Annotated in this window: 17 protein-coding genes; 15 read left to right on the top strand and 2 right to left on the bottom strand. The window is 44.9% G+C overall.

The window, feature by feature from the left end; genetic code table 11:
* Positions 1-45: 45 nt before the first annotated feature.
* The 8 genes from AABI08_RS03815 to AABI08_RS03780 all read left to right on the top strand — a co-directional run bounded on the left by AABI08_RS03815 (position 46) and on the right by AABI08_RS03780 (position 5,962).
* Complete coding sequence (locus AABI08_RS03815; protein WP_047974667.1) at positions 46-315, top strand: phosphocarrier protein HPr; 270 nt, start codon at positions 46-48, stop codon at positions 313-315.
* 135 nt (positions 316-450) lie between these two features.
* A complete protein-coding gene (gene tsaB, locus AABI08_RS03810) occupies positions 451-1,236 on the top strand; it encodes a tRNA (adenosine(37)-N6)-threonylcarbamoyltransferase complex dimerization subunit type 1 TsaB (protein ID WP_338343566.1) in 786 nt (261 codons plus the stop codon).
* On the top strand, positions 1,220-1,771 hold the full coding sequence (rimI, locus tag AABI08_RS03805; protein ID WP_338343565.1) for a ribosomal protein S18-alanine N-acetyltransferase: 552 nt from the start codon (positions 1,220-1,222) through the stop codon (positions 1,769-1,771). The genes tsaB and rimI overlap by 17 nt, the downstream gene beginning before the upstream one ends.
* On the top strand, positions 1,761-2,234 hold the full coding sequence (locus AABI08_RS03800; protein WP_338344328.1) for a GNAT family N-acetyltransferase: 474 nt from the start codon (positions 1,761-1,763) through the stop codon (positions 2,232-2,234). The genes rimI and AABI08_RS03800 overlap by 11 nt, the downstream gene beginning before the upstream one ends.
* Positions 2,231-3,265: a tRNA (adenosine(37)-N6)-threonylcarbamoyltransferase complex transferase subunit TsaD gene (tsaD, locus tag AABI08_RS03795; protein WP_338343563.1), complete on the top strand. Its 1,035-nt coding sequence runs from the start codon at positions 2,231-2,233 to the stop codon at positions 3,263-3,265. The genes AABI08_RS03800 and tsaD overlap by 4 nt, the downstream gene beginning before the upstream one ends.
* Before the next feature lie 93 nt (positions 3,266-3,358).
* Entirely contained in the window at positions 3,359-4,006 is a 648-nt protein-coding gene (locus AABI08_RS03790; protein WP_047974671.1) for a redox-sensing transcriptional repressor Rex, read from the top strand.
* Between the two features lie 4 nt (positions 4,007-4,010).
* Positions 4,011-5,051, top strand: coding sequence for a lipid II:glycine glycyltransferase FemX (locus AABI08_RS03785; RefSeq protein WP_338343562.1), 1,041 nt, complete (start codon positions 4,011-4,013; stop codon positions 5,049-5,051).
* A 65-nt stretch (positions 5,052-5,116) separates the two neighbouring features.
* Positions 5,117-5,962 carry a Cof-type HAD-IIB family hydrolase gene (locus AABI08_RS03780; RefSeq protein ID WP_338343561.1) on the top strand — a complete coding sequence of 282 codons (846 nt, stop codon included), beginning with the start codon at positions 5,117-5,119 and terminating at the stop codon, positions 5,960-5,962.
* A gap of 80 nt (positions 5,963-6,042) precedes the next feature.
* Here AABI08_RS03780 and AABI08_RS03775 read toward each other — a convergent pair whose 3' ends face one another.
* Positions 6,043-6,528, bottom strand: a complete 486-nt coding sequence (locus tag AABI08_RS03775) for an FUSC family protein (protein ID WP_338343560.1) — start codon at positions 6,526-6,528, stop codon at positions 6,043-6,045.
* A gap of 88 nt (positions 6,529-6,616) precedes the next feature.
* Here AABI08_RS03775 and AABI08_RS03770 point away from each other — a divergent pair, with 88 nt between their 5' ends.
* The 6 genes from AABI08_RS03770 (at position 6,617) to AABI08_RS03745 (ending at position 11,391) form a co-directional block, all read left to right on the top strand.
* Positions 6,617-7,357: a nitroreductase family protein gene (locus AABI08_RS03770; RefSeq protein ID WP_338343723.1), complete on the top strand. Its 741-nt coding sequence runs from the start codon at positions 6,617-6,619 to the stop codon at positions 7,355-7,357.
* 174 nt (positions 7,358-7,531) lie between these two features.
* Entirely contained in the window at positions 7,532-7,816 is a 285-nt protein-coding gene (gene groES / locus AABI08_RS03765) for a co-chaperone GroES (RefSeq protein WP_059393743.1), read from the top strand.
* 70 nt (positions 7,817-7,886) lie between these two features.
* Entirely contained in the window at positions 7,887-9,509 is a 1,623-nt protein-coding gene (gene groL, locus AABI08_RS03760) for a chaperonin GroEL (protein WP_338343559.1), read from the top strand.
* Positions 9,510-9,654: 145 nt separating this feature from the next.
* Positions 9,655-10,098: a DUF3290 domain-containing protein gene (locus AABI08_RS03755; protein WP_338343558.1), complete on the top strand. Its 444-nt coding sequence runs from the start codon at positions 9,655-9,657 to the stop codon at positions 10,096-10,098.
* Entirely contained in the window at positions 10,095-10,745 is a 651-nt protein-coding gene (locus tag AABI08_RS03750; protein WP_338343557.1) for a DUF421 domain-containing protein, read from the top strand. The genes AABI08_RS03755 and AABI08_RS03750 overlap by 4 nt, the downstream gene beginning before the upstream one ends.
* Positions 10,746-10,869: 124 nt before the next feature.
* Positions 10,870-11,391 carry a hypothetical protein gene (locus AABI08_RS03745; protein ID WP_338343556.1) on the top strand — a complete coding sequence of 174 codons (522 nt, stop codon included), beginning with the start codon at positions 10,870-10,872 and terminating at the stop codon, positions 11,389-11,391.
* Between the two features lie 87 nt (positions 11,392-11,478).
* Here AABI08_RS03745 and cbpA read toward each other — a convergent pair whose 3' ends face one another.
* A complete protein-coding gene (cbpA, locus tag AABI08_RS03740; RefSeq protein WP_338343555.1) occupies positions 11,479-12,129 on the bottom strand; it encodes a cyclic di-AMP binding protein CbpA in 651 nt (216 codons plus the stop codon).
* Positions 12,130-12,249: 120 nt separating this feature from the next.
* Here cbpA and pth point away from each other — a divergent pair, with 120 nt between their 5' ends.
* Positions 12,250-12,816, top strand: a complete 567-nt coding sequence (gene pth / locus AABI08_RS03735; RefSeq protein WP_338343554.1) for an aminoacyl-tRNA hydrolase — start codon at positions 12,250-12,252, stop codon at positions 12,814-12,816.
* The last annotated feature ends 2 nt before the right edge of the window (positions 12,817-12,818 follow it).

Here is a 12,818-nt window from a genome sequence, read left to right as displayed (position 1 = left end):
TAAACTAAAACTGAATAAAAGACTTTTCCAAAAAGGAGAATTATTATGGCAGAAACACAAGAGTTCAACATCATTTCAGAGACAGGGATTCATGCCCGTCCAGCTACTTTATTAGTACAGGCAGCTTCAAAGTTTGTTTCAGAAGTTACCTTGTCATACCAAGGCAAGGAAGTTAACTTGAAGTCAATCATGGGTGTGATGTCACTTGGTGTTGGCCATGGTGCAGACGTGACCATCAAGGCTGATGGCGACGATGCAAAGGATGCCTTGGCAGCAGTGGCAAAGGTCATGAAGGATGAAGGTTTGGTTAAATAACCAGAACTGATTTTAGATTATTTTCGACGAAAGGTCGCACTTTGGCGGCTTTTTTTATTTGAATTAAGAATGATTTTTAGTAAAATGAAGAAAAGTATCGATGTTAATTGGCGTCGATGACACGGGAGGGCTTTCATGAATATTTTGGTGATTGATACAAGTAACCAACCACTGCTCGTCGGCTTAGGCCAGGACGGCCAATTAATTGACACATTCCAAACGGATAAGCCAAAAAATCATTCGATTGATCTTTTGCCAGCCATTAAGTCGCTGCTGGCAGCTCAGGAATTAACGGTACAGGATATCGACCAAATCGCTGTTGCCAAAGGACCGGGATCCTTTACGGGTCTGCGCATTGGCCTGACGGTTGGTAAGGTCTTAGCGGACACACTGCAAAAGCCACTTCTAGCCATTTCATCTTTGCAAAGTTTGGCCAAGCAGGTTCAACTAAAGCAACAATCTGGTGCTCTAGCAGCTGAGGATTCTACTGTACAAAATCCTCATCCGGGTAAGTTAACCAAGGATACGGTTGTGCTGGCTCTTTTTGATGCCCGCAATCAAAATGTTTTCGCCGGCGCTTATTTGGGCGATACGGTCGTCTTGGAGGATGGCCATTATCCATTGGAAGAGGTCTTGGACCTTGTCAGTCAGGTGGCCGAGCCGGTGGTTGTGGTTGGGGATGGTTTACATTTTCAGGATACGATTGAAGAAGCTTTAGCAAATCAGCCCCTGACGATTTTGGATCATGACCAGTCATTACCAACGGGGACCGGGCTTTTGGCTTTGGCGAAAACAACTGCCCCTGTTGAAAATATCGATGACTTGACGCCGTCGTACTTAAGAAAAACCCAGGCGGAATTAAACTGGGAACAAAATCATCAAGACGATGGGCAGGACAAACCCTATGTTTTTAAAGTTTAAAAGAAAACAAAAAGAGCGACCGGTCGCTCAGACCTTGGTTGACTTTCCGGAAGAGATTTTTGAAGCCGCTGAAGAAGAGTTAGTGCTACGCGTGGCAACCGTTTCTGATATTCCCGGACTCGTTGCCATCCAAGAAGCAGTCTATAATGGCTATGCACCCTGGGTTTCTCGTGACTTTTACCATGAATTAACCCAGGAAAAAGATCGGCTATACTTGGTCGCCTTGCGAAAGGACCAGGTCATTGCCTTTATTGCCCTGGTCAAGCGTGATTTGGTTTCTGATTTACATATTGCCAATATTGCCGTCTTGCCGGTTTGGCAGGGGCAACAGGTTGGTTCGTATTTAATTAACACGGCCAAGGCAGTTGCTCGTGAAATCGGCTTAAAGGAGCTTTCCTTGGAAGCAAGGCGGTCGAACACCGGTGCCTTGGCACTTTACGATCGTCATGGTTTTACGGTTGTGGATGTGGTGGAACATTACTATATTGATAACCAGGAAGATGCAATTTCAATGGTGCTCGACCTTGAACATTAAAAGAGCAACAATTGATGATAGCCCAAGAATCCACCAAATCGCTTTGGCGGCTTTTTCAAGGGACCAGGTACCAAAGCGGTTAATTGATGAGCAATTGGCTGCTGGGCGAGTGACCTATTTATTAGCAGAAATCGATGCACAGGCGCCCGCCAAAGCTGATTTTAATGATGGGGCTGTTGAAGACACCCGAATTATCGGGTTTTTATCTTACCGTGCCATCTTGGATGAGGTGGACCTCTCTTTTTTGGCCGTTGATCCGGCTTTCCAGGGGCAGGGAATGGCTCGCGAATTAATGCAGGCTTTCTGTGAACAAAATAACGATCGAACGGCCTTCCTAGAAGTGGCCGAAAACAATGTTTCTGCCCGGCGGCTGTATGAAAAGTTTGGCTTTGAAATTTATGCCCGGCGTGATGGTTATTACCATGATGGTCAAACAGCCATCCTAATGGAGAAGAATTTATGACAACTTTAATTGCCTTTGAATCAAGTGCTGACGAGACCTCAGTGGCCGTTGTTAAGGACGGCAAAACCGTCTTGAGCAATGCGGTGGCGACCCAGATTAATTCACACCAACGTTTTGGTGGCATCGTGCCCGAGGTTGCTTCCCGCCACCACCTTGAATGGATTACGAAAACCTTAGACATCGCTTTAGAAGATGCTCAGGTTCAACCAGAAGACCTTGACGGTGTGGCCGTGACCTACGGACCAGGATTGGTTGGCTCCCTGTTAGTCGGCTTAATGGGGGCGAAAACCTTTGCGATGGCCCACAATCTGCCGTTGATTCCAGTCAATCACTTGGCTGGTCACATTGCGGCCGCTAATTTTAACCGGCCAATTGTTTTTCCGGCTTTGGCATTGATGGTTTCCGGCGGCCATACGGAATTGGTCTTGATGAAGGAGCCCAATGATTTTCACATCTTGGGTGAAACCTTTGATGATGCCGCCGGTGAGTCCTATGATAAGGTCGGCCGGTTGCTGAACTTGCCATACCCAGCCGGGAAGGCAATCGATGAATTGGCCCATCAGGGGCAAGTTACCATCGACTTTCCACAGGCGATGGCCAAAGAGGCTGGCTATGACTTTTCCTTTTCTGGTTTAAAATCAGCGGTCATCAACCAGGTCCACAACGCCGAGCAGCGTGGTGAAACCATCAAGGAAGAGGACCTCGCGGCTTCTTTCCAGGCTGCGGTGATTAAGGCCCTAGTCGGTCGGACAAAACGGGCCTTGACTGATTTTCCAGTGAAGTCGCTCGTGTTAGCTGGTGGCGTCGCTGCCAACAGCGGTTTGCGTGCGGCATTAACTGATTTAATGGCCGATTTTCCAAACATTGACTTTATCCCAGTGCCCAAGCAGTATACCGGTGATAACGCAGCCATGATTGGCGCAGCGGGCTATTGGAACTACCAAGACAAGATTTTTGCCGATCTTGATTTGAACACAAATCCTGGCCTTGATTTTCCATTAGCAGACCTTAAACAGCAGGACAATGAATAAAAATATTTGTGAAAAATGAGCGAATAGATAGGAAAACCCACAATCTATGCTATAATAAATATAATTTAGTTCACAAAGTGAAATGGAGACGCCATGGACGAGCAAGCAAAGATTCCACGAGCAACCGCTAAGCGGTTGCCCATCTACTACCGTTATTTAACGTTTTTAAATGATGCCGGCACCAACCGGATTTCTTCTGCTGAATTGGCTGAAGCAACCAAGTTTGATGCGGCAACGATTCGCCGTGATTTTTCATATTTTGGCGCTTTAGGCAAGCGTGGCTATGGGTACGATGTTGAGGCCTTGCTAGAATTTTTTGCCAAGGTTTTGGACCAAAACTCATTGATTAACGTGGCTTTGATTGGGGTTGGCCATTTGGGCCAGGCTCTTTTGAACTTCAACTTTCACCAATCATCAAATATGCGGATTGCCGCTGCCTTTGATATTAATGAAAACCGGGGCAAGATTTTGTCCGGGGTGCCAATTTATGACATGAGTGAATTGGAAGAACAAATCAAGGCTCAACGGATTAACATCGCCATCTTGACGGTGCCACAAGGCGTTGCCCAAGAAATTACAGATACTTTGGTAGCTGCTGGGGTTAAAGGGATTATGAACTTTACGCCATTGCGGGTTTCTGTACCAAAGGGCGTTCGAGTCCAAAACGTTGATTTGACCAATGAACTCCAAACGTTGGTTTACTTTATTCAGAACTACGCCTCAATCACGACGGGAAAGTAAGGATATGACGGTCTTAGATTTAACACAGCCAAGTCAGGTTCAAAGGTACCAAGACTTTGTCAAGACAGCGGCCAAGGGACAAGTTACCCAGGACCCACTCTGGGGTGACTTGAAGGCCAATTGGGGCCACTTATACCTCTACCATGAAAATCAGGGCGGCGACATTGATGCCGCAATGGCGGTCTTGACTGTTGAAGCCGTGCCTGGAAAATTGTTGGCATATTGCCCAAAGGGACCCGTTGCTGACGTGACCAACGTCGCCCTGGTCAAGGAATTAGTTCAAGAAGCATTGGCTAATTTGCCAGAAAACGTCTTTTTGGTTCGAATGGATCCGGAAGTGCTCTACAATCAAGACTTGGATCAGGCCTATCAAGATGCTGGTTTTGTGACCCGGAATGTTAAAATCGAGAATATGCATGGCAACATTCAACCACGTAAAAACGTGGTTTTGTTCTATGATGGTCGAGGTGAAGGGGCACAACCAATCACTGATGAAGCCAGTTTGATGAAACACTTCAAAAGCGATTATCGGAACCAAATCCGTCGTGCCATCAAGGATGGGGTCACCGTTACCTCAGGTCGTAGTAAGGAAGACATCGAGGCCTTCTTTAAGACTTACACGATGATGGCGAAGGCTCAGGGGATTACCCGCCGGCCAATCGAATACTTCTACCGCATGCAAGAACTCTGGGCTGATTCTGATTTGTTCCGGGTTTTCTTGGCACATTATGATGGTCAAGTGATTGCAGCTGGAATTGGCTTTGGTTACGGGGAAAAGATTTGGTATATGTATGCCGGATCAAACCGTGAATTTGCCAAGCACTATGGTCCCTATCTTGTGCAGTGGGAAATGTTGAAGTGGGGGCTTTCCTTAGGGAAGGTTGCTTATGATTTCGGTGGTGTTGGCGAATTTGACCATACTGACGGACTTTATAAGTTTAAGCACGGCTTTGCCTACCACGACCCACAGGTTGCCTATATTGGGGAACTGGATTGGGTTGTTGACCAGGCAGCCTATCAGAAATACTTAGAACAATTTGCCTAGCCGATGATGGTAGCCACTAGTTGTGTGAACTAGTCGACTAGCAAGCAAGACAAGAAAGGCATCCAATGACCATTAAAATGATTGCATCCGATATGGATGGTACGTTTTTATCCGGTGAAGATAGTTACGATCAAGAACACTTTGCCCGGGTTTTGTCACAATTAAAGGAAAAAGGCGTGCGCTTTGTCGCGGCCTCCGGTCGACAAGTGGCCAATTTAAAGGAGCTTTTTGAGCCGATGGCCGCTTACGGTTTGTTGGACCAAATTGATTTTGTCGGTTCCAATGGATCGGTAGTCACGACACCGGGACAGGAGTTATATGCGGTTTATTTGACACCAGAACAGATTCGCAAGGTGATTGATTGGAATGCCTTGAATCCGCAATCAGCCGACAATGTGATTGTTTTGGCTGGTGTCAATGGCACCTATATTTCCAATCACGTCAGCCAAGAATTTAAGGAAATGCTGTCGATGTTTTATCCGAATGTCGTTCAGGTCGAAAAGCTTTTACAGATTGACGACAAAATTTTGGGCGTTTCTTTTGTTTGGCCTCATGAAGAGGTGCAAGAACACGTTCAGCAATTGGAAGATGTTTTTGGCGAAGAAGTTCACGTGACCGGTTCTGGCTTTGGATCCGTTGACGTTTTGCCAAAGGGTGTCGATAAGGCGGCAGCCTTGGAAGTTCTTCAAGATTATTACGATGTTACGGACAATGAAGTCATGGTCTTTGGTGATAATACCAATGATTTGGAAATGTTGGCCAAGTACGATAATTCTTATTTAATGCCAAATGCCATGCCATTGATGCACGATGCTCATAAACGTTTGGCCTTAAAAACAAACGTCCAGGATGGTGTGTTAGCAACCATTGAAAGCGAATTGAAGCTTGATAACCAAGTTGAAATGGATTAAAAAAAGACTCGGCTGAGTCTTTTTTTCTTGCCTATAAAATTAGATTTGTTACCGACTAATTTTTAGGATGAAGCTGATTTTTAATTGGTTTCCTGTTCAGGGATACCAAAATAATTAACACCGATAGCAAACAGAACGCCGATAAAGGTATCAACAATTCGCAAAAAAACGTAGTCGATGGTGGCATCCATTGGAATTGTTAAAGAAATCAACAGGAGGGCGGCGAGACCACCGACAATTCCAAGACTACAATTCAAGGCATTGAGAATCACAATCGTGCAAATAACAAAAATCGGAATAATGATGATTGGCATCCAGCTATTGTGGTGTGTAAATTCACGAATCAAAAAGTAAAGTAGCGAGAAGAAACCACCGACACTATTTGATACTAAACGAATTTTAGCAAATTGAATGGTATTGTCCCAGTCTTCTCGTAGGGCGAAGACGGCCGCAAGGGCGGGAACCGACGCTGGTCGGTCGACAAAGTGATAAACGAGTAAGACCAACATCACAACAATTGCGGTCTTCACGGTCCGCATGCCGACGTGGATCTGTAACTTTTTCATGGGGAGCTCCTATTTTATTGATAGTATTTAGCGTATCATAGTTAGTAAGATAAAGGTAATGATTGTCCAATCAGTGAGGTAAAACATGATTAAAAATACAGTACTTGATCAATTACACGACCACCAATCAATTCGCTCCTTCTCCAATCGGCCAGTCACCGATGAGGAAGTCGAGGCGATTTTCTCTGCGGCTCTTGCCGGACCAAATATGCAAAATTTTCAGCCAGTCACTTTCATCGAAATCACCGACCAAGACCTCAAAAAGAAAATCACCGAAAAGGTGAAGATGAAGTATATCGAAAATGCTACTCGGTACTTTGTTGTTACCGTCGATTGGCACAAGGTTTTGTTAAATCAGGATGCTGAAACCCGGGCGATTATGGAAGAACGAATCCAGCACTACCAATACTTGGAAGGTGGGATTGTTTCGGCCTCAATTGCCTTGGGCCGTGCTCAAGTGGCGGCGGAGTCACTTGGAATTGGTTCTGTGACCATGGCGGGCGCCATGGGGGCCTTTGAACTTTATGAAAAGGAATTGGACTTGCCAAAGTACGTCAAGCCAATTATGGGCTTTTCACTGGGCTATCCTGATCAAAAGCCGGGCATCAAACCTAAGTTGCCATTGGCTGGTTCTTTAATGAAGGGCCATTACGATGACGAACAAATGAAGGCTGCCATTAGCGAATATGACCAAACGATGGCCACTTACTTTAAGGGTCGGGATATCGATTCCAATTGGACGAAGCATAACGCCTCTTTGTTAACGAAGGGTGCTGCCAACACTGCCCTGTCTCAATACCCTCATGATAAGGGATTCGATTTAAAATAAAATAAAGATGTATAAAAAGTCGTGCGAGCTCCATTGATGGAGGCCTTGGCAGGCTTTTTATTTTGAACAAAACGAATTTCACCGTGTTGACAAATAGGGCTTAGGTGCTATACTAAAGTCAGATTAGCACTCGATGTACATGAGTGCTAAAAATACAAACGGAGGTTGTGATTCATGTTAAAGCCCTTAGGAGACCGCGTGGTCGTTAGTGTTGCAGAACAAAGCGAAAAGACAGTTGGTGGCATTGTCTTAGCCGCTAATACGCAAGAAAAGCCGGTAACCGGTAAGGTTGTGGCAACAGGGAGTGGCTTGGTAGCCGATTCAGGCCAGAAGCTGGACATGACAGTTAAAGAAGGAGACCAGGTATTGTTTGACAAGTTTGCTGGTCAAGAATTGACCTATGATGGTCAATCATACTTGGCTCTCCATGAAAAAGATATTATCGCCATCGTTGATTAAGCAACAATTACAAGACAATTAACACGAATAATGATGATTTCAATCAGTTTTGGTTAAAGGAGTAGGGAAAATGGCAAAGGAATTGAAGTTTGCGGAAGACGCTCGCTCAAAGATGAAGGTCGGAGTTGATAAGCTGGCTGACACTGTGAAAACAACGATTGGACCAAAGGGTCGTAACGTTGTTTTGGAAGAATCTTATGGCTCACCAATTATTACCAATGACGGGGTCACAATTGCTAAGGCGATTGAACTAGAGGATCACTTTGAAAACATGGGTGCTAAGTTGGTTGCTGAAGTAGCTTCAAAGACCAATGACATTGCTGGTGATGGAACCACAACTGCTACCGTTTTGACTCAGGCAATTGTTGGCGAAGGACTCAAGAATGTAACGGCTGGTGCTAACCCAGTTGGTATTCGGACGGGTATCGAAAAGGCAACGGCAGCCGCTGTTGCTAAGCTGCATGAAATGTCTCATACGGTTTCAACGAAGGACGAAATTGCCCAAATCGCATCGATTTCTGCAGCCAGTGATGAAGTTGGTTCTTTGATTGCTGAAGCAATGGAAAAGGTTGGCAACGATGGCGTGATTACCATCGAAGAGTCAAAGGGAATTGAAACCACTTTGAACGTTGTCGAAGGAATGCAGTTTGACCGTGGCTACATGTCACAGTACATGGTTACTGACAATGAGAAGATGGAAGCTAATTTGGACAACCCTTACATCTTGATTACGGACAAGAAGATTGGTAATATCCAAGATATCTTGCCTGTCTTGCAACAAGTTGTGGAACAGGGTCGGTCAATGTTGATTATCGCCGACGACATTACTGGTGAAGCTTTGCCAACTTTGGTTTTGAACAAGATGCGCGGAACCTTTAACGTTGTTGCGGTGAAGGCACCTGGCTTTGGTGACCGTCGCAAGGCCATTTTGGAAGATATCGCCATCTTAACTGGTGGTACGGTTGTTACGGATGACCTTGGCTTGAATTTGAAGGACGTAACCATTGAACAATTGGGTCAAGCCAATAAGGTCAACATCACCAAGGACAACACGACCGTTGTCGAGGGTGCTGGTGACAAGGCGGCCGTGAAGGAACGGGTTGACTTGATTAAGCAACAAATCGCTGATAGCACTTCAGAATTTGACAAGGAAAAGTTACAGGAACGTTTGGCTAAGTTGGCTGGCGGTGTGGCCGTGATTAACGTTGGGGCCGCCACTGAAACGGAATTGAAGGAACGTAAGTACCGAATCGAGGATGCTTTGAACGCCACGCGAGCTGCCGTTGAAGAAGGCTTTGTCGCTGGTGGTGGAACTGCTTTGGTCAACGCCATGGCTGCCGCTGCGGCTGTTGAAGTAACAGGTGACGTGGCCACGGGTGTTAAGACCGTTGTGGCCGCTCTTGAAGCCCCTGTCCGTCAAATTGCTGAGAACGCGGGCTTGGAAGGTTCTGTGATTGTCAACAAGTTGAAGGAACAACCTGAAGGAACTGGTTACAACGCCAAGACTGATGAATGGGTTGATATGGTCAAGGCCGGTATCGTTGATCCAACCAAGGTTACACGTTCTGCCTTGCAAAATGCCGCCTCTGTTTCAGCCTTGTTGTTGACGACGGAAGCAGTTGTGGCCGAATTGCCAAAGGAAGACGCACCAATGCCAGCAGCTGGTGCCCAAGGCATGCCCGGCATGATGTAAACTGAGGGCATTTCTGTTAAAAATGTTTTGAAATAAGTACTAAAGATTGAAGTAGTCCAATTTGGATTACTTCTTTCTTTTTTTCTAAAAAAATCAGCTGGACCAATGGCTCCCTTGTGCTAGAATAAAGTAACGGAGGGAACTTATGACGTTTTATAGTGTTGATTATTTAACCAAACAAAATAACTTAACCAATACCGTTGTGATTTTACTAGTGGCCTTGACCTTTGTTCTTTTGGCTGTTGGCTTGATTGCAACTTTTCGCCATCGCTTTAATACGCGTTATCGCGACTTGACGATTATTGCCTTTTTATTTTTTGTTTTTTTCGCAGGCGTTCAGTTTACTGATTTGCAAAACACAAATATCAGAAATTCACAGCAAAGTCAGATGACGGCCTTTGTTAAAAACTACGTCAAGGCACAGCATGTCAAAACCGACGACGTTTACTTTAATTCGACTTCGCTTGCTGATGGCATGATTGCTAAAGAAGGCAAGAATTATTACCAAATTGGCCTTTCAAAAGATGGCCAGTCCTACACTAGGACCCAGGTTTATTTGGTTAATGCGAATGTGGAGGTACAACGATGAGTTTTTACTTACCGATTATTTTAAAGTTGGGTATTGGCCTGATTGCCTTGATCGTTCAAATTAATATTTTTGGAAAAGGAAATTTGGCGCCATCAAATGCCTTAGACCAAGTCCAAAACTATGTTTTAGGTGGTATCATTGGAGGAACCATTTATAGTACAACGGTGACCGTTTTTCAGTTCATTATCGTGCTGGTCATTTGGACGCTTTTGGTGATGATTTTGAAGTTCTTAAAGGAACACAATCACTTAGCCAAAAAGATTATTGATGGCACACCGAAGGTCGTGATTGACCGTGGTAAAATTGACGTTGATGCTGTCGTGATGGCCGGTCAATCGGCTTCTGATTTGATGTTTAAGCTCCGGGAACAAGAAGTTTATGATATTTCCAAAGTAAAGCGGGCCGTGATTGAGCAAAACGGCCAGCTGACCGTGATTGAATACGGCGATCAAAACCCTAAGTATCCGATTATTTATGATGGCCAGGCGAACTTTGATGTGTTGGATGCCATTGATCAGGACGAGGATTGGTTGGAAAATCAGGTGATTGCTGAAGGCTATGCCAGTATCAATGATATTTTCGTTGGGGAGTACATTCAGGGAAAGATTCGGTTAACCCCTTATAATCAAAGTGATCAGAAGAAGTAAGCGCTTGTTGTCAAGGTGAGCGTAGAAAGGATTTTTCATTGACTCTTAAAGAAATCTATCATCGCGCTCGCACTAGTCGAGTTTGGACCATTGTGGTCCCAATGCTCGTTGGCGTTGCTTATTCGTGGTGGCGTTACCAGCGATTTTTGTTTTCAGCCATTCGATTTGGATTTTGCGGCTGAAGCGGGGCATTGATGTTATTTTGCCATACTTCTTAATTGTTTTAATGTTGCTCTTGAATACGAAGTTCAAGCCAACTGCGGGACTGTTAACTGTTTGGTTTGGGATTGCCTTTCCCTTAATTGCCTTTTCGCTGTCGATTTCAATTGCCAAGGATGTTCGCAAAATTCGCGCAGAAGAAATCAGTGCCAAGGAGTTCAAGCATGCTCAAAGTCGGGCTAGTTGGGTCCGCCCAATCTTCTTGCTTTTGCCGGTTCTTGCCTATGCAGAAATTTTATTGTTAACGCTGTCAGGTTACCTACCACTGCTTGCGTGGGCAATGATTGTTTTGTTCCCATTAGTTTTTGCTCAGGCCTTGGCGGTTGGCTTGGAGTCCGACTTGGATAAGTCGGCTGATTTACCAGCGCGTAACCTCTTTTTGACGGGACTTGCCCTTGTCTTAGTGTTGGTAATCGCGGGTGCTTGATTTTATTAAAAAAGAAAACCGATGACAGTGAGATATGCACCCTGAAATTTGGGCTTCATATCTCTACTGTCATCGGTTTTTTAGTGTCTAAACAAATTCATTTAGATTTTCAACGGATTGGACTTGGAATCGCTTGCGTTCAAGTTTTGTGATAATCTTGCGCAGGATGGGGGAGTCTTCCGTTAGTGGCAGGGTAAAGAGGATGGATTTTGGTTCGTTTTTCTCGTTTTGAATGGAAAGAACGGACTCGATATTAGTATAGCGGGTGATAACTCGGGTAATTTGTTGTAGATTTCCCCGTTCTTCTTGCTTGGTCTTGACTGCTAGTGAAACGCCACCCTTTTGCAGTGACCACGACTGTGACAGTAAGTCCATTAAAGAGGCGTGGGTCAGGACGCCGATAAAGTGGTGGGCGTCATCAACCACGGCAATGTGTGGTAAGTCACGAATAGCGAAGAAAAGTTCATAGAAATCAGCCGAAGTTGAGATAAACTTGGTTGAGTTGCGCATGATCGAGGTTGCCCGCTTACTTGTATCACCACCACGAGCAATGTACTCATAAACGTGTTGGCGGTAAACATTACCACGGAAGAGGTGACCAGTGGTATCTAAAATTGGAATTGTGCGGACGTGATCGGCTTCTTTACTTTCAAACAGGTCGTAGACTTCTTGGATAGTGGTGTCTTCGCTGATGGTAAGTAATTGATTTTTAGGGACGATCAAAGACTTTGGAAACATAGATTGCCTGCCTTTATAAAAGTTCTTTCTTTGCTCTATCCTAACATATTTATGTGTCAAACTTGCGTGTTATAATGATAAGATTAGGATGTTAGTAGAAATGTTTGAAAGGAAACCCTGATGAAATTTATTTTTGGCCTTGGAAATATTGGTGAAAGCTATGATTTGACAAGACATAACATTGGTTTTATGGCCTTAGACCACTTCGCTGCTAGTCAGGGGGTCGAATTTGTACCAACGAAACTTTATGCATCGGCCGCCAAGGTTGTGATTGATGGGGAAACGGTTTGGTTGGTCAAACCAAGTACTTACATGAACGATTCTGGCCAAGCGGTCCGAGCCTTTTTGGATTTTTACGGTGGGGATGTCGATGATATTCTTGTGTTGGCCGATGATATGGACCAATCCTTTGGCAAGATTCGCTTCCGGGCAAAGGGTTCGGCTGGCGGGCATAACGGATTAAAATCAATTATGGCCCATACAAAAACGCAAGGCTTCTTGCGCTTAAAGTTTGGCATTGGCCATCCAGACCATGACCATCAGTCGGTCGTTAATTACGTTTTGGGTAAATTTTCAAAAGACGATTTAGCCACCTGGGATGATACCTTTAAAAAGGTCGACCAGGCCCTCGTGGATTGGGTTCACGGGGCAAAGGTGGCTGAATTGAGCAATCAATATAACGGGTAAGC

Source organism: Fructobacillus evanidus (assembly GCF_963580165.1).
Lineage (GTDB): Bacteria > Bacillota > Bacilli > Lactobacillales > Lactobacillaceae > Fructobacillus > Fructobacillus evanidus.
The sequence above is the reverse complement of the archived record's forward strand: the minus strand, read 5'-3'. Positions and strand labels throughout refer to the sequence as shown.

What these genes read in the sequence shown, in the direction of transcription:
- AABI08_RS03815 (WP_047974667.1), top strand. Translation starts at nt 46, where the DNA reads ATGGCAGAAACACAAGAGTTCAACATCATTTCAGAGACAGGGATTCAT.
- tsaB (WP_338343566.1), top strand. Translation starts at nt 451, where the DNA reads ATGAATATTTTGGTGATTGATACAAGTAACCAACCACTGCTCGTCGGC.
- rimI (WP_338343565.1), top strand. Translation starts at nt 1,220, where the DNA reads ATGTTTTTAAAGTTTAAAAGAAAACAAAAAGAGCGACCGGTCGCTCAG.
- tsaD (WP_338343563.1), top strand. Translation starts at nt 2,231, where the DNA reads ATGACAACTTTAATTGCCTTTGAATCAAGTGCTGACGAGACCTCAGTG.
- AABI08_RS03790 (WP_047974671.1), top strand. Translation starts at nt 3,359, where the DNA reads ATGGACGAGCAAGCAAAGATTCCACGAGCAACCGCTAAGCGGTTGCCC.
- AABI08_RS03785 (WP_338343562.1), top strand. Translation starts at nt 4,011, where the DNA reads ATGACGGTCTTAGATTTAACACAGCCAAGTCAGGTTCAAAGGTACCAA.
- AABI08_RS03780 (WP_338343561.1), top strand. Translation starts at nt 5,117, where the DNA reads ATGACCATTAAAATGATTGCATCCGATATGGATGGTACGTTTTTATCC.
- AABI08_RS03775 (WP_338343560.1), bottom strand. Translation starts at nt 6,528, where the DNA reads ATGAAAAAGTTACAGATCCACGTCGGCATGCGGACCGTGAAGACCGCA.
- groES (WP_059393743.1), top strand. Translation starts at nt 7,532, where the DNA reads ATGTTAAAGCCCTTAGGAGACCGCGTGGTCGTTAGTGTTGCAGAACAA.
- groL (WP_338343559.1), top strand. Translation starts at nt 7,887, where the DNA reads ATGGCAAAGGAATTGAAGTTTGCGGAAGACGCTCGCTCAAAGATGAAG.
- AABI08_RS03755 (WP_338343558.1), top strand. Translation starts at nt 9,655, where the DNA reads ATGACGTTTTATAGTGTTGATTATTTAACCAAACAAAATAACTTAACC.
- AABI08_RS03750 (WP_338343557.1), top strand. Translation starts at nt 10,095, where the DNA reads ATGAGTTTTTACTTACCGATTATTTTAAAGTTGGGTATTGGCCTGATT.
- cbpA (WP_338343555.1), bottom strand. Translation starts at nt 12,129, where the DNA reads ATGTTTCCAAAGTCTTTGATCGTCCCTAAAAATCAATTACTTACCATC.
- pth (WP_338343554.1), top strand. Translation starts at nt 12,250, where the DNA reads ATGAAATTTATTTTTGGCCTTGGAAATATTGGTGAAAGCTATGATTTG.